The following is a 20,630-nucleotide window of genomic DNA, read 5'->3' on the forward strand; positions in this document are numbered from 1 at the left end:
CCTCGGGTGCAACTTGTAGGGGTCAGGGTCGGGCGCCGACGACGCGGAGCGCGAGGTCGGCGTAGAAGTCGGCGAGGGCCTCGGGCGTCCAGGAGCCGTCGTCGCGGTACCACCGGGCCAGGTCGATGCCGAGCGAGAGCAGGGCGGTGGCGGCCTTGGCTGGGTCGGGGGTGTCGAAGTCGCCGCTGCGTACGCCTTCCTCGACGACCTCCCGCATGACGGTGTCGATGGCGCGGCGCAGCCCCGCGATCTCGCGGAAGTGCTCCTCGGTCAGCGCCGCGAGCTCGTAGTTGATCACCCGGGCGGTGGTGTGGGACCGGGCATGGAAGAGGACATAGGTGCGTACGGCCGCGGCGACCCGCTCGGCGGGCGTGGCGTCGGCGCGGGTCGCCTCGGTGACCGCCTCGAGGATCACCTCGTGGCCACGGACCGCGATCGCGTGCAGGAGCTCCTCCTTGGAGCGGTGGTGCACGTAGACCGCGGCCGGGCTCAGCCCGGCCGCGGTGGCGATGTCGCGGGTGCTGGTGCCGTGGAACCCCTTGGCGGAGAATGCCTGGACCGCCGCGTCGAGCAGACGGGCACGGCTGCGGTCGCCGCGTGCCTGGGTGCTGGTGCGGAGCTCGTTCATGCGATCAGTCTGGCACAAAGGTAAGTGAGCGCTTAGATTCGGCTCCGGAAAATCGTGCGAGGATTCGGGGCGTGAGCAATGCGTTGAAGAAAGTCCTGGTCCTCAACGGACCCAACCTCGGACGCCTCGGGAAGCGCCAGCCCGAGATCTACGGGCACACCACCCACGACGAGCTCGCCGCACTGTGCGTCGACTGGGGCCATGCGCTCGGCTTCGCCGTGGACGTACGTCAGACCAACCATGAGGGCGACATGGTCGACTGGCTCAACGCCGCGGCCGACAAGGGCATCCCGGTCGCGCTCAACGCCGCGGCCTGGACCCACTACTCCTACGCCATCTACGACGCCTGCGCGCAGCTGACCGCCCCGCTTGTCGAGGTGCACATCTCCGAGCCGCTCGAGCGGCCCGAGGTCTTCCGGCACACCAGCGTGATCACTCCCCACGCCACCGCGGTCGTGGCGGGCAAGGGCATCGACGGCTATCGGGAGGCGCTCGAGGTCATCGCCGCGAAGCTCGGCGACGCCTGACCTGACCCATATTGGCGATCGCCGTTCCGGGCTCGCGACACGTGCCGCTCCGGGGGTCACCGTGGGTCCATGGGTCGGCTGCTGGTGGGTCTCGCACGGGTCCTGGGCGTCCTGCTCGCCGGCGGGGTGCTCGGGGCACTGATCGGCGGCGTCGGCGGACGGCTCGTGATGTTCCTGCTCATCCGGCTCAGTCCGGCGGCCGACGGCGTGACCAGCGACGACGGGTTCGAGATGGGGCGGTTCACCCTCAGCGGCTCGCTGAACCTCCTCGCCATCTGCACGATCCTCGGTGTCGTCGGTGCGGTGCTCTACCTGCTCGTCCGGTGGCTGCTGTTCGGGCCCTGGTGGTTCCGGGTCCTCAGCGTCACGCTCGCCGCCGGCGTGGGGGTGGGCAACCTCCTCGTCCACACCGACGGCATCGACTTCAGCCTGCTCCAACCGGCTCTGGTCTCGGTGCTGGCGTTCGTGGCGGTGCCCGCGGCCTACGGGGCCGCGCTGACCGTGGTCGCGGAGCGGCGGATCCTGGCCTGCTGGCCGGTCCCGCCCGAGACGGGCGCGGTGGGGAACGCCACGCTGTGGGTGCTGCGCGCGGTGGCGCTGGCGGTCGGCGTACTGTCGTTGGTGGATCTCGTCGGGAAGACCGCGGCCCTCGTGTGACCCTGCGCTTGATTCGGCCCTGTGCGGACTCGCGGATAGGATTCTCCGAGGTCCTTCGGGGCCCTGCGAACGTGTACGAACATTGACAACGAAGCCTGCATCGGTGCAGGTCAAAGAGACGAAGGCTGACTGACGGTTATGGCGACGACGAACGACCTCAAGAACGGCATGGTGCTGAAGATCGAGGGCCAGCTCTGGCAGGTGGTCGAGTTCCAGCACGTGAAGCCCGGCAAGGGTCCGGCCTTCGTCCGCACCAAGCTGAAGAACGTCGAGTCGGGCAAGAACGTCGACAAGACCTTCAACGCCGGCACCAAGGTCGAGACCGCCACCGTCGACCGTCGTACGTTCCAGTACCTCTACAACGACGGCTCCAACTTCGTCTTCATGGACGTCGCCGACTTCGACCAGGTCGAGGTCGGCCCGGAGATCATCGGCGACAGCGCCGGCTTCCTCCTGGAGAACCAGGAGGTCATCCTGGCCACCAACGAGGGCCGCGTGCTCTTCGTCGAGCTCCCGCCGTCGGTCGAGCTCGTCATCTCCTACACCGAGCCCGGCGTCATGGGTGACTCGGCCACCGGCCGCACCAAGCCCGCCACCCTGGAGACCGGCGCCGAGATCCAGGTGCCGCTCTTCATCGAGCAGGGCGAGAAGATCAAGGTCGACACCCGCGAGGGCGGTTCCTACCTCTCCCGCGTCAAGGGCTGACCTGTGGCTCACGTCGCCACCGCCCGCACCAAGGCCCGCAAGCGTGCTCTCGACCTGCTCTTCGCCGCCGAGGCCCGCGGGCTCTCCGCCGGTGACCTGCTCGACCAGCAGATCCGCGAGGGCGAGGTGCCCAACAACCCGTTCACGGTCAAGCTCGTCCGTGGCGTGGTCGCCGAGTCCGAGCGGATCGACGCCCTGATCTCGGCCAACGCCCGGGACTGGACCCTGACCCGGATGCCCGCGGTGGACCGCAACGTGCTCCGGATCGGCGTCTGGGAGCTCCTCGACGGCGATGTCGCCGCCGAGGTCGCGATCAGCGAGGCGACCGCCCTGGTGACCGAGCTGTCCACCGACGACTCGCCGTCCTTCGTCAACGGCGTGCTCGCCGCGGTCGCGAAGGATGTCGCGAAGCGCTGACCGGCATGTGACGTACGCCTGTCCGGACCGTTCCGGGCAGGCGTGATGTCATTTCAGGGTGCGGCACGAAGCGTGTGTTTTCCGGTTATCGACGATTGCTTCGGTCGGGACCGTATGTTTGGACTCGAGGCTGAGATGGCGGCCATAAACCAGCACCCGTATTCGGAGAGCGCATGACGCAGGAGAACAACCCCTACGACGAGCCGGACTCGCGCACCCGGCCGGCCGGAGCACCCTCACACTGGGTGACGCCGCCTCCGCCGAACACGGCGGGCCGGCCGCCGACGCCCCCTGTCCAGCCCCGTCCCGACCCGAGTCAGGAGGCGACTCGCATCACCAACCCACAGGTCACCACGACACCCGCCCCGCCCCCGCCGGCGGTGGCGGTGACGCCGCCAGCACCCGGCGGCCACGGGCTGGAGGTCCCCAGCGCGACCGACTTCCTCGACCGGCGCGCGGAGTCGGCCGGGTTCGGTCCCGCGACCTGGGGCTGGCGAGGCGCGATCCGCAAGATGTCCGGCGGGCTGATCAGCCCGCGGATGGGCGCGGCCGAGGTCGCCTACGAGCAGGACCGGGCGATGATCCAGCGCGACTTCGACGGACCGCGCACGATCGTCTTCATCAACCCCAAGGGCGGCGCCGCCAAGACCACCGGCGTGCTCGCGGCCGGCTACACCTTCGGCACCGTACGCGGTGGCGGGATCGTGGCCTGGGACAACAACGAGACCCGCGGCACCCTCGGCATCCGCGGCATGCGGAGCACCCACCGCAACACCACCCGCGAGTTGCTCGACAACCTGGCCGCGTTCAACAACGTCTACCAGTCCCGCATCGGTGACCTGGGTGCCTTCGTACGCTCCCAGGGCGACGCCCACTTCGACGTGCTCGCCTCCGACGAGCGCCCGGACGTGACCGGCCAGATCCACGCCGACGACTTCGGGCAGGTGCACCAGCTGCTGGAGCGCTTCTACAAGGTGATCCTGGTCGACACCGGCAACAACATGCGGGCCGAGAACTGGCTGGCCGCCGCCGACACCGCCGACCTGCTGGTGGTGACCTCGACGGTGCGCGAGGACACCGGCTACAGCGGCCTGTGGATGCTCGACGCGCTCCAGGAGTCGGGCTACGCCGACCTCAAGCTGAAGACGATCACCGTGCTCTCCGACCCGTCCCCGAAGGTCGACACCAACCTGGCCCGCGACCTCACCGAGGTCTACCAGCAGCGCACCCGCGGGGTCTACCGGGTCCCGTTCGACCCGATGCTCGTCGCGGGGTCCACGATCCAGTACTCCCAGCTCTCGGAGGACACCAAGATGTCGTGGCTGAAGGCCTGCGCCGGGATGGCGCACGCGCTCTAGCCATGGGCCGCTAACGTCGGAGTCATGCGCGCAGTCGTCTACTCCGAGAACGGTCCCTCCTCCGCCATGCGTCTGACCGAGCGCCCGGTGCCGAAGCCGGGTTCCGGTGAGGTCCTGGTGAGACTGGTGCGGGCGGGGGTCAACCCCACCGACTGGAAGGTACGCGCCGGCCTGAGCGCGACCCTCACGACTCCCGAGGCGACGCCGGGCCAGGACGGCGCGGGCGTGATCGAGGAGATCGGCGAGGGCGTCACCACCCATATCGTCGGCCAGCAGGTCTGGCTCTTCATGGTCCAGCACGGTCAGGCCTGGGGCACCGCGGCGGAGTACGTCACGGTCCCGGCCCACAAGGCCGTCGAGCTCCCCGTCGGAGCCTCCTACGACCTCGGCGCCTCGCTCGGCGTCCCGGCGATGACCGCCCACCGCGCTCTCACCTCCGGTGCGGTGGAGCGGGTGGCCGCGGGGTCGTTCGACGGCCTCACCATCCTGGTCCACGGCGGCGCCGGCGCGGTCGGGAACGCCGCCATCCAGCTCGCGGTCTGGGCGGGAGCGAAGGTCATCACCACCGTCAGCTCGCCGGAGAAGGCGGCGCTGGCGAAGGCCGCCGGAGCACACCACATCGTCAACTACCGCGAGGGCGACCCGGCCGCGGCGATCCGGGAGATCGCGCCCGACGGCGTCGACCAGATCGTCGAGGTCGCCCCGGCGGTCAACAACGACCTGGACCGCGCCGTGATTGCCAAGCGCGGCACGATCGCGATCTACGCCAACAACGGCGGCGACGAGCTCACCATGCCGCTGCGGGCGACCTTCTCGCTCAACCTGCGCTATCAGTTCATCCAGCTCTACGGCATCGAGGAGCAGCAGATCCAGGCCGCGGCCGACGACGTCGCCGCCGCCGTGGCGGCGGGGGCGCTGCGTGTGGGACCGGAGGCCGGCGTACCCCTGCACCACTATCGGCTCGAGGAGACCGCCGCCGCCCACGACGCGGTCGAGGCGGGTGCGGTCGGGAAAGTGCTGATCGACCTGGAGTGAGGATAGGGTTGGGCTGATCCTTTAACGAGCCGTCCCGTGAGGCGGAGAAGGAGCTATCGACCCTTGTCTGTCCAAGTGCCTGAGCCGTCGACCGATGGTCGTGTCGTGCTCGATGCCCGCGACATCTCCCGGGCGCTGACCCGGATCTCCCACGAGATCCTGGAGCGCAACCGAGATGCCGAAGATCTGGTGCTGCTCGGCCTGCACACCCGTGGGGTGCCGCTGGCCAAGCGGATCGCCGCGCGGATCGAGGCCGCCGAGGGCCATCCGGTCGCCCACGGCGCACTCGACGTGACGATGTACCGCGACGACCTGCGCACCCATCCCACCCGCGCCCCGCACCACACCGAGATCCCGCCCGGCGGCATCGACGGCAAGACCGTGGTGCTGGTCGACGACGTGCTCTTCTCGGGCCGCACCGTCCGGGCCGCGCTCGACGCGCTGGCCGACTACGGCCGCCCCGCCGTCGTACGTCTGGCCGTTCTCGTCGACCGCGGCCACCGGCAGCTGCCCATCCGGGCCGACCACGTCGGCAAGAACCTCCCCACGGCGCGCTCCGAGCGGGTCGGGCTGCGCCTGGAGGAGACCGACGGCATCGACGAGGTACGCATCGTGGAGCTCGAGGGGGTTCCGGCATGACCCGCCATCTGCTGTCCATCGACGACGTGAGTGCGGAGGAGATCCAGCAGCTCTTCACGACCGCCGCTGAGATGCACGACGTCCAGAAGCGCGAGGTCAAGAAGCTGCCCGCGCTTCGCGGGCGCACCGTGATCAACCTCTTCTTCGAGGACTCGACCCGCACCCGGTCCTCCTTCGAGATCGCCGGCAAGTGGCTCTCGGCCGATGTGATCAACCTGTCGGCGAAGGGCTCCTCGGCCTCGAAGGGCGAGTCGCTGCGCGACACCGTGCTGACGGTGACCGCGATGGGCGTCGACGGCCTGGTGATGCGCCACTCGGCCTCCGGCGCGGCCCATCAGGTCGCGGGCTGGCTCGACATCCCCGTGATCAACGCCGGCGACGGGATGCACGAGCACCCGACCCAGGCGCTGCTCGACGGCTACACGCTGCAGCGCCAGCTCGGTGGACCCGGCTCCCTGGAGAGCAAGCGGATCGCGATCGTCGGCGACCTGACCCATTCGCGGGTGTTCCGGTCCAACGTGAAGTCGCTGGGCAAGCTCGGTGCCTCCGTGGTCGCCGTCGCCCCGCCCACGCTGATGCCCTCCGGCATCGCCGAGTGGGCCAAGGCCGACGGCTTCGTCACCTCCTACTCGCTGGACGACGTGCTGCCGGAGGTCGACGCGGTGATGATGCTGCGCGTCCAGCGGGAGCGGATGAGCGGCGGCTACTTCCCGACCTCACGGGAGTACACCGTCGGCTACGGGCTCACCCGCCAGCGGCTCGGACTGCTGCGCGAGGGCGTGCCGATCCTGCACCCCGGCCCGATGAACCGTGGCCTGGAGATCTCTCCCGAGGCCGCCGACGCCGCCTCCTCACGGATCCTCGACCAGGTCTCGGCCGGGGTCGCGATCCGGATGTCCGTCCTCTACCACCTGCTCGCCGGCGAGGAGTCCGCATGAGTCTGTTGATCAAGGGTGCCTCCGTCCTCGGGGCCGAGCCGACCGACGTCTACGTCGACGGGGGAGTGATCCGGGAGATCGGCACGGTCTCCGCGACCGCGGACGAGGTCGTCGACGCCTCCGGCCTGGTCCTGCTCCCCGGGCTCGTCGACCTGCACACCCACCTGCGCCAGCCGGGCCGCGAGGACGCCGAGACGGTCGCCTCCGGTGCCGCCGCGGCGGCCGCCGGCGGTTACACCGCCGTGCTCGCGATGGCCAACACCTCCCCGGTCACCGACACCGCCGAGGCCGCGGTCTCGGTATGGGAGCTCGGCCGCGAGGCAGGGATGGCCGACGTGTTCCCGGTCGGAGCGGTGACGAAGGGTCTGGGCGGCGAGGAGCTGGCCGAGCTCGCGTTGATGAACCGCTCGCGCGCCGGGGTCACGGTCTTCTCCGACGACGGCCGCTGTGTCTCCGATCCGCGGGTGATGCGGCGGGCGCTGGAGTACGTCAAGGCGTTCGGCGGCGTGATCTCTCAGCACTCCCAGGACCCCTCGCTGGCGCCCTACGGCTCGGCCTGCTGCCACGAGGGTGAGCTCTCCGGGCGGCTCGGTCTGCCCGGCTGGCCCGGAGTCGCCGAGGAGGTCATCGTCGCCCGCGACGTGATGCTCGCCCGCCACACCGGCTCGCGCGTCCACGTCGCCCACGCCTCCACGGCCGGCACGGTCGAGGTGCTGCGCTGGGCGAAGGCGCAGGCCGAGAAGGACGGCAGCTGGGCGGTCACCGCGGAGGTCACCCCGCACCACCTGCTGCTCACCACCGACCTGCTCGCCGGCTACGACCCGACCTTCAAGGTCAACCCGCCGCTGCGTCCTGCCGAGGACGTCGAGGCCCTGCGCGCGGCTCTGGCCGACGGCACCATCGACGCGGTCGCCACCGACCACGCCCCGCACGCGCGCCAGGACAAGGAGCACGCCTTCGTCGACGCCGCCTTCGGGATGCTCGGGCTCGAGGAGGCGCTCTCGGTCGTCTCGACCGTCATGGTCTCCGCGGGGCTCCTGGACTGGGCCGGCGTCGCCCGGGTCATGTCCACGAACCCGGCACGCATCGCCGGTCTCGAGGGCCACGGCCGCCCGATCGCGGCCGGCGAGCCGGCCAACCTGGCTCTCGTCGACCCGGCCGCGACCTACGTCGTGGACCGCGACCGCTCGCTCTCGCTCTCCCGCAACAACCCCTGGCACGACCGCAAGCTCACCGGTCGTGTCGTCTCCACCTACCTGCGGGGGAAGCAGACCTACGCCGGTTAGGCTCCACCGCCGTGACCGACGTCTTCTCCGACAAGCTCGCGCGGTGGAGCGCCTACACCGCGACCCCGTGGGGCCGGATCCGCTACACCGTGGTCGAGGAGATCCTGCGGCGCCAGTGCGCGGAGCTGGGGGAGGGGCTCCGGATCCTCGACGTCGGCGGCGGTGAGGGGATGGACGCGCTACCGCTGGCGCTGGCCGGGCACGAGGTCACGATCCTCGACCCGTCCGAGTCGTGGCTGGCCGAGGCGAAGCGGCGGGCGACGGAGGCAGGCGCCTCGCTCACCACGCTCGTCGGTGGCGTCGATGACCTGCCCGAGGGCGAGTGAGACCTTGTCCTGTGCCATTTCGTGCTGCGCTACCGGCCCGCTGACGCCGAGGACGTACGCCGCCTGGCGGCTTCCGTACGCCCCGGCGGGCGGCTCTCGGTGATGGAGGCCAACCCCGCCGCCATGGTCTTGCGCCAGCTGGTCACGGGTGGTCCCGAGGCTGCGCTCACCGAGCCTCCTCGAGCTCGAGCTCGCGCTGTGCGACCAGGAGCCGTTCGTACGCATCGCCGGGACGTACCAGCTCGTCGCTGAACGCCCGGGTTAGGCTCGGCAGGGTGGATAACCTCGAGCGCGTCTACAAGATGCCCTTCGGCTCCGTCTACCCGCACTACGTGACGAAGGTGGAGAGGAAGGGTCGCACCGCGGCCGAGCTGCACCAGGTGATCACCTGGCTGACCGGCTTCGACGACGAGGCGATCACCAAGCACATCGAGGCAGGGACGAGCTTCGAGGAGTTCTTCGCCGCCGCCGACCTCAACCCGGGCTCGGAGCTGATCACCGGTGTGGTGTGTGGAGTGCGGGTCCAAGACATCGAGGACCCGGTCATGCGCCAGGTGCGCTATCTCGACAAGCTGGTCGACGAGCTCGCCAAGGGCAAGGCCATGGAGAAGATCCTGCGCGCATAGTCGTGTTCGGTTAATCGGTTGGACGGCGCAGGCGTCCGCCGCGTACGCTTTACTCATCATGAAGATCTCGCGCTGACCCCGACCCGCGGCCGCGGCACATGCCCGGCGGGTCGTCCTCGAACCCGAAGGCCAGCGCTCTCGTGTCTACGAACCCGATCGTCGTCCGCGACCTCTCCGTCTCCTTCCGCAACGGCTCCGTTCTCACCGGGATAGACCTCACCGTCTCCCCGGGCGAGCGGATCGCGCTCGTGGGGGAGAACGGCGCCGGCAAGTCCACACTGCTCCGCGCTATCGCACGCCAGCTCCCGGCCAGTGCCCAACGCACGGGCACGCTCGAGGCACCGGACGACCTCGTCTGGCTGCCCCAGGAGCCGCCGTTCCGTGACGTCGCGAGCATCGAGGACGTGCTCGCCACCACCCTGCGCCCGCTGCGTGAGGCCGTCGCCACGGTCGAGACGCTCGCCGACCGGCTCGACGACCCCGAGGTCGCCGAGACGTACGCGAACGCCCTCGACTTCGCGGTCGCCCACGACGCCTGGGACGCCGACCGGCGAGCCATCCTGGCCGCCGAGCGTCTCGGCCTCAGCGGCCTGGACCGGGAGCGGCCGATCAGCACGCTCTCCGGCGGGCAGCGGACCAGGCTGGCGCTGGCGACCGCGATCACCCGCCGGCCCGACGCGCTGCTGCTCGACGAGCCGACCAACCACCTCGACGACGAGGCGGTCGCGGTGCTGGGGGAGTTCCTGCGTGACCTCCCGGGCGTCGTGCTGATGGCCTCCCACGACCGCGTGTTCCTCGACGAGGTCGCCACCGGGCTCTTCGACCTCGACCCGACCGCCTTCGGCACCGATGGTGCCGGTGGTCGGCTCTTCGGAGGCGGCTGGAGCGCCTATGAGGAGGCGCGGGAGGCCGCGCGCGAGCGGTGGGAGCAGACGTACGCGGAGCAGCAGGAGGAGCTCAAGCGCCTGCGCACCGCGACGAAGATCGGCAACGACGCGATCGCCCACAACCGCGGCCCGACCGACAACGACAAGTTCATCTACAAGTTCAAGGGCAGCAACGTCGAGCGCACCGTCGCCCGCCGCAAGAAGGACGCCAACCGCCGGTTGGAGGAGGCCGAGGAGGCGCAGGTACGCAAGCCGCCTCCGCCGCTGCGGCTCAATGCCGCGCTGTCGGCCGCCGGTGCGAGCGGACGGATGGTCGTCGTACGCGACCTGGTGGTCGAGCAGCGGGTCAGCCTGCCGATCCTCGACGTCACGGCGGGGGAGCACCTGCTGATCACCGGGCCCAACGGCAGTGGCAAGTCCACGCTGCTGGGGGTGATCTCCGGACGCGTCAAACCGACCTCGGGGGAGGTTCAGGTCAGTGCCCGGCACGTCGAGGAGCTCACCCAGGACCCGCAGTTCGGAGATCTGCGTCGTAAGGTCGCCGACGTCTATCTGGAGTCCGTGGGGGAGATGTTGGCCACCGAGGTGCCGCTGCGCGACCTGGGCCTGGTCCACCCGCGGGATCTCAACCGGCCCGTCGGGGCGCTGAGCGTCGGTCAGCGTCGCCGGCTGGATCTTGCGATCGCCATCGCCACCGGCCCGGACCTGCTGCTGCTCGACGAGCCCACCAACCACATCTCGCTGACCCTGGCGGGCGAGCTGGAGGAGGCGATCGGGGTCACGCCGGGCACCATCGTGGTCGCCTCCCACGACCGCTGGCTGCGCCGGCGCTGGTCGGGGCCGGAGCACCGGCTCGTGCCCTGAAACCGGTCTCGGGCGGGCCACTTCCGGGCGAAACCCTGTGGATGAACCGAGTTATCCACAGGGTCCCGGATCGTCGTTGTCCTCCACGGCAGGCCATGGTGCCGTAGACCCATGACCGACAAGACTCCGTACGCTCCAGCCCTCCGCACCCAGGCCGACGTCGAGGCCGCCTGGCGACACCTGATCAACCCCCTCGGCTGGCCCGAGCCACGGCTGTGGTTCATGTTGGTCGAACCCGACGGTGTCCCGTTCCCACAGCTGTGCCAGATCGAGGGGTTGCCGGTGGAGATCGCCGACGACGGCGCTGCCAACCTCGCCACGATGCTTCACGACCTGGTCGAAGCACACGGCTTCGACCGGGTCGAGCTCCTGCTGTGCCGGCCGGGCGGTGGCCCACCGAACCGCTCGGACAGGAAGAACGCCGCCGAGCTCTACGGGGCCTGCGCCGTGGCCGGGGTGCCGCTCGATGTCGTCCATCTCGCGACCGACCATGACTTCTGGCCGATCCCGCTGGACGCCCTCGGTGAGATCAGAACTCCAGCGTGACCTTCGTGTCGCCCAGCTCGCGCTCGACGATGCGGTCGAACTCCGCGGAGGCGGCCTCGCGCTCGACCAGGTCACGCAGCGCGTGGTCGATCGCAGCCTGGTTGGTTGTCGTCCCGGCGATCTTCCTCGCCTCGGCCAACAGCTCCTTGTCGATGCTGATCGACGTCTCGGTCATGGCGTACCCCCGCACGAAATCTGGATGAAACATCGAAACGCTAGCGGTGCCCACCATGCAACGCAATGACCTGCGACAACCGTCACATCGTGTCGCACACACCCGGCCCGCTCAGCTCCTGCTGGAGTCGCTCGACGCTCGGCAGGCTGGCCTGCAGCTGATACTCGGCGATGCCGAGGGGGTGCGTCGAACCGCGCAGAGAGTATTCGGCGACGACCTGGTTGCGGCTCTGGCACAGCAGGATCCCGATCGTCGGGGCATCGTCGGCGTGCGCCATCTCCCCGTCGACCGCCGCCAGATAGAAGTTGAGCTGTCCGAGGTGCTCGGGCCTGAACTTCCCGGCCTTGAGCTCGATGACGACGTAGCAGCGCAGCTTCAGGTGATAGAAGAGCAGGTCGATGAAGAAGTCCTCCCCACCGACCTCGAGCGGCACCTGACGCCCGACGTACGCGAATCCCACGCCGAGCTCGACCAGGAACTGGGTGACGTGGTCGACGAGTGCCTGTTCGATGACCCGTTCGCGCGCCTCGTTGCCGACGCCGAGAAACTCGAAGTTGTAGGGGTCCTTGACGATCTCGCGGGCGAGATCAGAGGTCGCGGGCGGGAGTGTCAGTTCGAAGTTGCTGATCGATCGTCCCGAGCGCTCGAGGGATCGGAGGCTGATGTGATGGACGAGCATGTTCCTCGACCAGCCGTGTTCGACGGCCGCGGCGGCGTACGCCAGACGCTCTTCGGTGTTCTTCAGCTTGCTGAGCAGTTCGATGTTGTGGCCCCAGGACAAATTGTCCAACGGCCGTTGGACAATTGCCTCCCGCGGCCAGGCGGCCGCGAACGAGCGCATGTACATCAGGTTTGCGCGTGAGAGACCGGTCATTCCCGGAAGGGCCCGTCGCAGATCGCCTGCGAGTCGCTCGACGATCTTGCTACCCCAGCCTTCGGCTTCCTGCTTGACGACGATCTCGTGCCCGATTTCCCAGTAGAGGAGGGTCATGGCCGCATTGAGTGCGACTGATGCCTGTTGCTGCGCGCTGCGGATGTGAGTCTTGAGGTCGCTGAGCCAGGTGGCATAGCCGTCGGGCAGCGAGACAGAATCGGACATGGGTGTTCTCCTTTGAGGCGTGCGAATCACCGCCTGCGATTGCAGGCGGGATGTTCGCCGCTACTGGAGGCACCTGTGGTGCTATTACTTACCCTCGCGACTGGCGGCCCCTTCTCGCAGACCTGGCTGGCCCGGTACTTCGGAGTGATCGCCTGAGTTGCCTCGATCAGATCATCTGCGCCGGCCCGGATTCAGCAGGCGCGCCGGGCCCGAGGTCGGCTTCGCCGCCGACCACGAGCGTGGCATGCCCCCCACCGGATAGCGGGTCGTGGGCGTCGGCCGCCCGAACCTGGTCGCCACGGTCACAGAATCGGGCGAGCGTGTGGATCACCGGTGAGTCGCGCATCAGGCGCATGCCAGGATGGAGGCGAGAAGGACCGATGTGGGTCCGTGAACGCAAGGGTTAGAGATGACGGACGCAGCGTGGTACCCGGACCCGACCGGACAGGCGGAGCTTCGCTACTACGACGGGAGCCAGTGGACCGAGCACGTGTCGACGGGCGGGCAGCAGTCGACGGCGCCTCTGGCGCCCCCTCAGGCCACGGTGGAGCAGGAGGCGCCGACGCAGGTCGGTTCGGTGGCGGCCGCCCAGGCGGCGTACGGCGACAGCGCCCAGGCGCAGCCGGCCCAGGCTGCGTCGGTGCAGTACGGGCAGCAGGCCGCCCAGGCCCAGCCCGCGGGCGACCCGTTCGCGGGGATCTCGGGTGACCTGATCGACGGTCGCTTCGCCGAGATCGAGGGCAGCGGCGCGGTGCTGCAGAACAAGAAGCTCCTGCGCGTACGCGTCGGGGAGCCGTTCCAGGCGCGCCAGGGCTCGATGGTGGCCTACCAGGGCAACGTGCAGTTCAAGTACCAGGGCGGCGGCGTGGGGAAGTTCCTCAAGCGGGCCGTGACCGGTGAGGGCCTCAGCCTGATGGGTGTCGAGGGTCAGGGCGACGTCTTCCTGGCTGACGCGGCCAAGGAGGTCCACATCCTCCACCTGAACAACTCCGGCATCTCGATCAACGGCGACCACGTGCTCGCTTTCTCCAACAGCCTGCAGTGGAACATCGAGCGGGTCCAGGGTGCCGGGATGCTCACCGGCGGCCTCTTCAACACGACGCTGCGCGGCACCGGCTGGATCGCGGTCACCACCGAGGGTGAGCCGGTCGTCCTCAACGCCGGCGAGGCGCCCACGTTCGCCGACACCAACGCCGTGGTCGGCTGGTCGCTCGGTCTGCAGACCAGCCTGCAGAAGTCGTTCACCGCCGGCGCGCTCATCGGCCGCGGCAGCGGCGAGGCGTTCCAGGTCGCCTTCCACGGCGCCGGCTTCGTCATCGTGCAGCCGTCCGAGGGCGCGGTCGTGCCGCCCCACTCGCACAACTGAGCGCGTCCGAGCTGATGCGACTGCCGCGTACGTCACATGCTGGCGTACGCGGCGGCCGCCAACTGCCGTCAACCGGCATCTGCTTGATACTGTCACCAACAAGTTGACCGACATCCTTTAAGCACCGTCCCGTGAGGCGGAGAAGGAGGTACGGCGTGCCGCTGCATGCCCACAAAGAAGCACTCCTCGTACTCGAGGATGGTCGAACGTTCAGGGGAGAGTCGTTCGGCGCCGAGGGTGAGACCTTCGGCGAGGCGGTCTTCTCCACCGGCATGACGGGCTATCAGGAGACGCTGACCGACCCGAGCTACCACCAGCAGGTGGTCGTGATGACCGCGCCCCACGTCGGGAACACCGGCGTGAACGACGAGGACCCCGAGTCCCGCCGGATCTGGGTCGCCGGATACGTCGTCCGCGACCCTGCCCGGGTCTCCTCGAACTGGCGCGCCCAGCGCACCCTCGACGACGACCTCCGCGACCAGTCCGTGGTCGGCATCAGCGGGATCGACACCCGCGCCCTGACCCGCCACCTGCGCGAGCGCGGTGCGATGCGCGTCGGGATCTCGACGGTCGAGACCGACCCCGAGGCCCTGCTGAAGAAGGTGCTCGCCTCCGCCGAGATGAGCGGCGCGAACCTCTCGGACGCGGTCAGCACCACCGAGGCGTACGTCGTCCCGGCGAAGGGTGAGAAGCGGTTCACCGTCGCGGCCCTCGACCTGGGCATCAAGGAGATGACCCCGGAGCGGATGGCCGAGCGTGGCATCGAGGTGCACGTGCTTCCGGCGACCGCGACCCTCGAGGACGTCCTCGCGACCAACCCCGATGGGCTCTTCTACTCCAACGGCCCCGGCGACCCGGCCGCGACCACCGGCCAGGTGGAGCTGCTCAAGGCGGCGCTGGCCGAGGGCCTTCCCTACTTCGGCATCTGCTTCGGCAACCAGCTCTTCGGCCGCGCGCTCGGCTTCGGGACGTACAAGCTCAAGTACGGTCACCGCGGGATCAACCAGCCGGTCATGGACCTCACCACCCGCAAGGTCGAGGTGACCGCCCACAACCACGGCTTCGCCGTCGACGCGCCGATCGGTGAGGAGACGAAGACCGAATACGGCATCGCGACCGTCTCCCACGTCAACCTCAACGACGACTGCGTCGAGGGCCTCGAGCTCAAGGACGCCGAGACCGGGAAGCTCAAGGGCTTCTCGGTCCAGTACCACCCGGAGGCAGCGGCGGGCCCGCACGATGCCGCCTACCTCTTCGACCGGTTCATCTCTCTCATGGCGAAGGAGGTCTGAGCGATGCCCAAGCGCGAAGACATCAAGTCCGTGCTCGTGATCGGCTCCGGCCCGATCGTCATCGGCCAGGCCTGCGAGTTCGACTACTCCGGAACCCAGGCCTGCCGCGTGCTGCGCGAGGAGGGCATCCGGGTCGTCCTGGTCAACTCCAACCCGGCCACGATCATGACCGACCCGGAGTTCGCCGACGCGACCTACGTCGAGCCGATCACCCCGGAGTTCGTCGAGAAGGTCATCGCCAAGGAGCGCCCCGACGCGCTCCTGGCCACCCTCGGCGGCCAGACCGCGCTCAACTGCGCGGTGGCGCTCGACGAGCGCGGGATCCTGGAGAAGTACGACGTCGAGCTGATCGGCGCGAGCATCGACGCGATCCAGCGCGGTGAGAACCGCGAGGAGTTCAAGAAGATCGTCGCCGAGCTCGGCGGCGAGAGCGCCAAGTCGGTCATCTGCCACAGCATCGACGACCTGATCGCGGGCGCCGAGGTGCTCGGCTACCCGCTGGTCATCAGGCCGAGCTTCACCATGGGCGGCTCCGGCTCCGGGTTCGCGTTCAACGAGGAGGACCTGCGCCGCCTGGGCGGCGCGGGCCTCGCGGCCAGCCCGACCACCGAGGTGCTCCTGGAGGAGTCGATCCTCGGCTGGAAGGAGTACGAGCTCGAGGTCATGCGCGACCGCAAGGACAACTCGGTCATCGTCTGCTCGATCGAGAACCTCGACCCGATGGGCGTGCACACCGGCGACTCGATCACCGTCGCCCCGGCGATGACGCTGACCGACCGTGAGTACCAGAAGCTCCGCGACCTGGCGATCGGCATCATCCGCGCCGTCGGCGTGGACACCGGCGGCTGCAACATCCAGTACGCCGTCAACCCGGCCGACGGCCGGATCATCGTCATCGAGATGAACCCGCGCGTCTCGCGGTCCTCGGCGCTGGCCTCCAAGGCGACCGGCTACCCGATCGCCAAGATCGCCGCCAAGGTCGCGATCGGCTACACCCTCGACGAGATCGAGAACGACATCACCGCCGGGCCGAACGGCTCCACCGCGGCGAGCTTCGAGCCCGCGCTCGACTACGTCGTGGTCAAGGTGCCGCGCTTCGCCTTCGAGAAGTTCCCGGGCGCCGACACCACCCTGACCACTCACATGAAGAGCGTGGGCGAGGCGATGGCGATCGGCCGCAACTTCACCGAGGCGCTCCAGAAGGCCCTGCGGTCCCTGGAGAAGCCCGAGGCGGTCTTCGACTGGACCCAGGAGGTCGTCGAGCTCGACAAGCCGGCGCTGCTCGAGGAGATCAAGACCCCGACCGACGGCCGGCTCAAGCGCGTCATGGACGCGATCCGCGCCGGTGCGACGCCGGAGGAGATCTTCGAGTCGACCAAGATCGACCCCTGGTTCGTCGACCAGCTCTTCTTGATCAACGAGATCGCCCAGGAGATCATCGCGGCGCCGGAGCTGACCTCCGACGTGCTCCGCTACGCCAAGCGCCACGGCTTCTCCGACTACCAGCTCGGCAAGATGCGCGGCATGACGGCCGACGTCGTTCGAGGCGTACGCCACGCGCTGAACATCCGCCCGGTCTACAAGACGGTCGACACCTGCGCGGCCGAGTTCGCGGCGCGTACGCCCTACCACTACTCCTCCTACGACGAGGAGACCGAGGTCGCGCCGCGGGAGAAGGAGGCCGTGATCATCCTGGGCTCCGGTCCCAACCGGATCGGCCAGGGCATCGAGTTCGACTACTCCTGCGTGCACGCCTCCCTCGCGCTGAGCGAGGTCGGGTACGAGACCGTCATGGTCAACTGCAACCCCGAGACCGTGTCGACCGACTATGACACCTCCGACCGGCTCTACTTCGAGCCGCTCACCTTGGAGGACGTGCTCGAGATCGTCCACGCCGAGCAGCAGGCCGGACCGGTCGTCGGCGTGATCTGCCAGCTCGGTGGCCAGACCCCGCTGGGTCTCGCCCAGGCGCTCAAGGACAACGGCGTGCCGATCGTGGGGACCAGCCCCGAGGCGATCCATCTCGCCGAGGAGCGCGGCGCCTTCGGCCGGGTGCTCCACAAGGCCGGCCTGGTCGCGCCGAAGCACGGCATGGCCACCACGTTCAACGAGGCCCGCGAGATCGCGGCCGAGATCGGCTACCCGGTCCTGGTGCGTCCCTCCTACGTCCTCGGCGGCCGCGGCATGCAGATCGTCTACGACGACGAGGCGCTTCGCTCCTACATCGAGGCCGCGACCGAGGTCACCCCGGACAAGCCGGTGATGGTCGACAAGTTCGTCGACGACGCGGTCGAGATCGACGTCGACGCCCTCTACGACGGCACCGACCTGTTCCTGGGCGGCGTCATGGAGCACATCGAGGAGGCCGGGATCCACTCCGGCGACTCCTCCTGCGCGCTGCCGCCGATCACCCTCGGTGCCGCCGAGGTCGAGCGGATCCGCACCGCCACCCGGGCGATCGCCGAGGGCGTGGGCGTACGCGGCCTGCTCAACATCCAGTACGCCCTCGGCTCCGACGTGCTCTACGTCATCGAGGCCAACCCGCGTGCCTCCCGCACCGTCCCGTTCGTCTCCAAGGCGACCGCGACCCCGCTGGCCAAGGCCGCGGCGCGGGTCATGCTCGGCGAGTCGATCGCGGAGCTGCGGGCGGCCGGGGTGCTCCCGACGACGGGCGACGGCGGGGCGCTGCCGCCCAACCAGCCGATCGCGGTCAAGGAAGCGGTCATGCCGTTCAACCGGTTCCGCACGCCGGAGGGCCAGCAGGTCGACACCGTGCTCGGCCCGGAGATGAAGTCGACCGGCGAGGTCATGGGGCTCGACTCCGACTTCGGCCGCGCCTTCGCCAAAAGCCAGGCCGGCGCGTTCGGCCCGCTGCCGACGTCCGGACGGATCTTCGTCAGCATGGCCAACCGCGACAAGCGCACCATGATCTTCCCGATCAAGGTGCTCGCCGACCACGGCTTCGAGATCTTCGCGACCGAGGGCACCGCTGAGGTGCTGCGCCGCAACGGCGTGCCCTCGCGGCTGATGCGCAAGCACTCCGAGGGCACCGGGCCCGACGGCGAGAAGACCACCGTTCAGCGGATCCTCGACGGCGAGGTCGATCTGGTCATCAACACGCCCAACGGCACCTCCAACGCCAAGTCGGCCCGGATGGACGGCTACGAGATCCGCACCGCCGCGGTGATGGCGAACATCGCCTGCATCACCACCGTCCAGGGCCTCGGCGCCGCCGTGCAGGGCATCGAGGCGCTGCGGCGCGGTGAGATCGACGTACGCAGCCTGCAGGAGTGGCGCGACGTCGTCGGCCACCACGATGGTGGGGTGTCGGCCAAGTGACGAGGGCCTACCGGACCCTGTTCGACAAGGTACTGACGAAGACGGATCCGGAGCGCGCCCACCAGCAGGCATTCGCTGCCATCCGGGCCGCCGGCCCGGCGCTGTCCAGGACGCGTACGCCGGGTTCCCCCGTGCACGCGATGGGACTCACCTTCCCGAACGTGATCGGCCTGGCCGCGGGCTTCGACAAGAACGCGGTCGGGATCGACGCGCTGGGCGGGCTGGGTTTCGGCCACGTCGAGATCGGCACGGTCACCGGTGAGGGCCAGCCGGGCAACCCGGCGCCACGGCTCTTCCGGCTGCCCGCCGACCGCGCGGTGATCAACCGGATGGGCTTCAACAACGACGGTGCCGAGGCGGTCGCCGCCAGGCTCGCCAGCCGCCTGGAGCGGCGTGGCACGGCCGGCGGCGGGCCGATCCTCGGCATCAACATCGGCAAGACGAAGCTCGTCCCCGAGGACGACCAGGCGGCCGTCGAGGCCGACTACGCCAAGTCGGCGCGGCTGCTGGCCCCCTACGCCGACTACCTGGTCGTCAACGTCTCCTCGCCCAACACGCCGGGGCTGCGCAGCCTGCAGTCGGTCGAGAAGCTGCAACCGCTGCTGGAGCACGTCCGCTCCATCGCCGACCAGGTCACCAAGCACCGGGTCCCGCTGCTGGTCAAGATCGCACCCGACCTGGCCGACTCCGACGTGGTCGAGGTCGCCGACCTTGCCACCGCGATCGGTCTGGACGGAATCATCGCGACCAACACCACCATCGGCCGCGAGCACCTCGTCTCGCCGCCCGCCGAGATCACCGCGGCCGGTGCCGGTGGCCTCTCGGGTGCCCCGCTCAAGGCGCGGGCGCTCGACGTGCTGCGGCTGCTCCGCAGCCGGGTCAGCCCCGAGATGACGCTTATCGGCGTCGGTGGCATCACCACGGCCGCGGACGCGCGTGAGCGCCTGGCGGCCGGTGCCGACCTGCTCCAGGGCTACACCGGGTTCATCTACGAGGGCCCGTTCTACGCCCGCCGGATCGCGAACGGGGTGGCCCGATGAGCTTTGGTGCCCGCTATGTCGCCGCCCTCGCCGAGCGTGGACGGCTCTGTGCCGGGATCGACCCGCACGCCTCGCTGCTCCTCGACTGGGGGCTGAACGACGACCTCGCCGGCCTGGAGAGGTTCGCCCTGACCGCGGTCGAGGGCCTGGCCCCCCACGTCCCCGTGGTCAAGCCGCAGAGCGCCTTCTACGAGCGCTTCGGCTCCCGTGGCGTCGCCGTGCTGGAGCGGGTCATCGCCGAGTCGAAGGCCGCCGGTGCGCTTGTGCTCCTCGACATCAAGCGCGGCGACATCGGCTCCACCAGCCAGGCGTACGCCGACGCCTACCTCGATCCCGCGAGCCCGCTGGGCTCCGACGCGGTGACGGTGAGCCCCTACCTGGGGTTCGGGTCGCTGACGCCGTTCGTCGAGACGGCGACGAAGTTCGACGCCGGGCTGTTCGTGCTCGCCCTCACCTCCAACAAGGAGGGCCCCGAGGTGCAGCACGCGACGGTGGAGGACGGCCGCAGCGTCGGCCGGGTCATGCTCGACCACCTGCGCCGGCTCAACGACGCCGAGACACCGCTGGGTTCCTTCGGCGCGGTCGTCGGTGCGACGATCGACGGCGCGGACGGTGCTGGCGTGGCGTACGACTTCGGGTTCAACGGCCCCATCCTGGCGCCGGGCTTCGGTGAGCAGGGCGGCACCCCGGGCGACCTCGCCCGGATCTTCGGTCCCGCCAACGCCAACGTGGTCGCCAGCACCAGCCGTGGTCTGCTGCGCAAGGGTCCCGACGTGGCCGCGCTGCGCGACGAGGCGCTGCGGCTGCGCGACGAGCTCGGCTGACGTCTGCTCCTTGGTCTAGGTATGCAGCCGAAGGGACACATCCCTCGCGGAACTCC

Annotated in this window: 23 protein-coding genes; 18 read left to right on the top strand and 5 right to left on the bottom strand. The window is 69.5% G+C overall.

Features of this window, described 5'->3' with window-relative positions; genetic code table 11:
* Positions 1-22 precede the first annotated feature (22 nt).
* Positions 23-628: a TetR/AcrR family transcriptional regulator gene (locus tag ACIA03_RS16870; RefSeq protein ID WP_396984449.1), complete on the bottom strand. Its 606-nt coding sequence runs from the start codon at positions 626-628 to the stop codon at positions 23-25.
* A 71-nt stretch (positions 629-699) separates the two neighbouring features.
* Here ACIA03_RS16870 and ACIA03_RS16875 point away from each other — a divergent pair, with 71 nt between their 5' ends.
* The 10 genes from ACIA03_RS16875 to ACIA03_RS16920 all read left to right on the top strand — a co-directional run bounded on the left by ACIA03_RS16875 (position 700) and on the right by ACIA03_RS16920 (position 8,516).
* Positions 700-1,155, top strand: a complete 456-nt coding sequence (locus tag ACIA03_RS16875; protein ID WP_396984451.1) for a type II 3-dehydroquinate dehydratase — start codon at positions 700-702, stop codon at positions 1,153-1,155.
* Between the two features lie 69 nt (positions 1,156-1,224).
* A complete protein-coding gene (locus ACIA03_RS16880) occupies positions 1,225-1,812 on the top strand; it encodes a hypothetical protein (protein WP_396984453.1) in 588 nt (195 codons plus the stop codon).
* A 138-nt stretch (positions 1,813-1,950) separates the two neighbouring features.
* Entirely contained in the window at positions 1,951-2,517 is a 567-nt protein-coding gene (gene efp / locus ACIA03_RS16885; RefSeq protein WP_396984455.1) for an elongation factor P, read from the top strand.
* Positions 2,518-2,520: 3 nt separating this feature from the next.
* The gene (gene nusB, locus ACIA03_RS16890; protein ID WP_396984457.1) at positions 2,521-2,934 is read left to right on the top strand and encodes a transcription antitermination factor NusB; all 414 of its coding nucleotides are present in this window, start codon (positions 2,521-2,523) and stop codon (positions 2,932-2,934) included.
* A gap of 173 nt (positions 2,935-3,107) precedes the next feature.
* Positions 3,108-4,292, top strand: a complete 1,185-nt coding sequence (locus ACIA03_RS16895) for a MinD/ParA family protein (RefSeq protein WP_396984459.1) — start codon at positions 3,108-3,110, stop codon at positions 4,290-4,292.
* Positions 4,293-4,316: 24 nt separating this feature from the next.
* Positions 4,317-5,327 (top strand): NADPH:quinone reductase, encoded by a 1,011-nt coding sequence (locus ACIA03_RS16900; RefSeq protein WP_396984461.1) that lies wholly within the window; start codon positions 4,317-4,319, stop codon positions 5,325-5,327.
* Between the two features lie 75 nt (positions 5,328-5,402).
* A complete protein-coding gene (gene pyrR, locus ACIA03_RS16905; RefSeq protein ID WP_396984463.1) occupies positions 5,403-5,966 on the top strand; it encodes a bifunctional pyr operon transcriptional regulator/uracil phosphoribosyltransferase PyrR in 564 nt (187 codons plus the stop codon).
* Entirely contained in the window at positions 5,963-6,904 is a 942-nt protein-coding gene (locus ACIA03_RS16910; RefSeq protein ID WP_396984465.1) for an aspartate carbamoyltransferase catalytic subunit, read from the top strand. Before pyrR ends, ACIA03_RS16910 begins: the two co-directional genes overlap by 4 nt.
* A complete protein-coding gene (locus tag ACIA03_RS16915) occupies positions 6,901-8,190 on the top strand; it encodes a dihydroorotase (protein ID WP_396984467.1) in 1,290 nt (429 codons plus the stop codon). The genes ACIA03_RS16910 and ACIA03_RS16915 overlap by 4 nt, the downstream gene beginning before the upstream one ends.
* A gap of 11 nt (positions 8,191-8,201) precedes the next feature.
* Entirely contained in the window at positions 8,202-8,516 is a 315-nt protein-coding gene (locus tag ACIA03_RS16920; RefSeq protein ID WP_396984469.1) for a class I SAM-dependent methyltransferase, read from the top strand.
* A gap of 29 nt (positions 8,517-8,545) precedes the next feature.
* Here ACIA03_RS16920 and ACIA03_RS16925 read toward each other — a convergent pair whose 3' ends face one another.
* Complete coding sequence (locus ACIA03_RS16925; RefSeq protein ID WP_396984471.1) at positions 8,546-8,686, bottom strand: hypothetical protein; 141 nt, start codon at positions 8,684-8,686, stop codon at positions 8,546-8,548.
* Between the two features lie 105 nt (positions 8,687-8,791).
* On the opposite strand from ACIA03_RS16925, the gene ACIA03_RS16930 reads away from it, so the two are divergent.
* The 3 genes from ACIA03_RS16930 (at position 8,792) to ACIA03_RS16940 (ending at position 11,439) form a co-directional block, all read left to right on the top strand.
* Positions 8,792-9,142: a DUF2200 domain-containing protein gene (locus ACIA03_RS16930; RefSeq protein WP_396984473.1), complete on the top strand. Its 351-nt coding sequence runs from the start codon at positions 8,792-8,794 to the stop codon at positions 9,140-9,142.
* A gap of 140 nt (positions 9,143-9,282) precedes the next feature.
* Positions 9,283-10,893, top strand: a complete 1,611-nt coding sequence (locus ACIA03_RS16935; protein ID WP_396984475.1) for an ABC-F family ATP-binding cassette domain-containing protein — start codon at positions 9,283-9,285, stop codon at positions 10,891-10,893.
* Between the two features lie 111 nt (positions 10,894-11,004).
* Positions 11,005-11,439: a hypothetical protein gene (locus tag ACIA03_RS16940; RefSeq protein ID WP_396984477.1), complete on the top strand. Its 435-nt coding sequence runs from the start codon at positions 11,005-11,007 to the stop codon at positions 11,437-11,439.
* On the opposite strand, the gene ACIA03_RS16945 is transcribed toward ACIA03_RS16940, so the two are convergent.
* The 3 genes from ACIA03_RS16945 to ACIA03_RS16955 all read right to left on the bottom strand — a co-directional run bounded on the left by ACIA03_RS16945 (position 11,423) and on the right by ACIA03_RS16955 (position 13,068).
* Positions 11,423-11,614, bottom strand: a complete 192-nt coding sequence (locus ACIA03_RS16945; RefSeq protein ID WP_008356770.1) for a type II toxin-antitoxin system VapB family antitoxin — start codon at positions 11,612-11,614, stop codon at positions 11,423-11,425. The genes ACIA03_RS16940 and ACIA03_RS16945 overlap by 17 nt on opposite strands.
* Positions 11,615-11,696: 82 nt before the next feature.
* On the bottom strand, positions 11,697-12,713 hold the full coding sequence (locus tag ACIA03_RS16950; protein ID WP_396984479.1) for a YhcG family protein: 1,017 nt from the start codon (positions 12,711-12,713) through the stop codon (positions 11,697-11,699).
* 166 nt (positions 12,714-12,879) lie between these two features.
* On the bottom strand, positions 12,880-13,068 hold the full coding sequence (locus ACIA03_RS16955) for a hypothetical protein (RefSeq protein ID WP_396984481.1): 189 nt from the start codon (positions 13,066-13,068) through the stop codon (positions 12,880-12,882).
* A 54-nt stretch (positions 13,069-13,122) separates the two neighbouring features.
* Between ACIA03_RS16955 and ACIA03_RS16960 the strand changes: the two genes are divergently transcribed.
* The 5 genes from ACIA03_RS16960 to pyrF all read left to right on the top strand — a co-directional run bounded on the left by ACIA03_RS16960 (position 13,123) and on the right by pyrF (position 20,574).
* Entirely contained in the window at positions 13,123-14,079 is a 957-nt protein-coding gene (locus tag ACIA03_RS16960) for an AIM24 family protein (RefSeq protein ID WP_396984483.1), read from the top strand.
* 155 nt (positions 14,080-14,234) lie between these two features.
* On the top strand, positions 14,235-15,371 hold the full coding sequence (carA, locus tag ACIA03_RS16965; RefSeq protein ID WP_396984485.1) for a glutamine-hydrolyzing carbamoyl-phosphate synthase small subunit: 1,137 nt from the start codon (positions 14,235-14,237) through the stop codon (positions 15,369-15,371).
* A 3-nt stretch (positions 15,372-15,374) separates the two neighbouring features.
* Positions 15,375-18,710, top strand: a complete 3,336-nt coding sequence (gene carB / locus ACIA03_RS16970) for a carbamoyl-phosphate synthase large subunit (RefSeq protein WP_396984488.1) — start codon at positions 15,375-15,377, stop codon at positions 18,708-18,710.
* Positions 18,707-19,750 (top strand): quinone-dependent dihydroorotate dehydrogenase, encoded by a 1,044-nt coding sequence (locus tag ACIA03_RS16975; RefSeq protein WP_396984490.1) that lies wholly within the window; start codon positions 18,707-18,709, stop codon positions 19,748-19,750. Before carB ends, ACIA03_RS16975 begins: the two co-directional genes overlap by 4 nt.
* On the top strand, positions 19,747-20,574 hold the full coding sequence (gene pyrF, locus ACIA03_RS16980; protein WP_396984492.1) for an orotidine-5'-phosphate decarboxylase: 828 nt from the start codon (positions 19,747-19,749) through the stop codon (positions 20,572-20,574). Before ACIA03_RS16975 ends, pyrF begins: the two co-directional genes overlap by 4 nt.
* The last annotated feature ends 56 nt before the right edge of the window (positions 20,575-20,630 follow it).

Source organism: Nocardioides sp. NPDC051685 (genome assembly GCF_044453405.1).
Lineage (GTDB): Bacteria > Actinomycetota > Actinomycetes > Propionibacteriales > Nocardioidaceae > Nocardioides.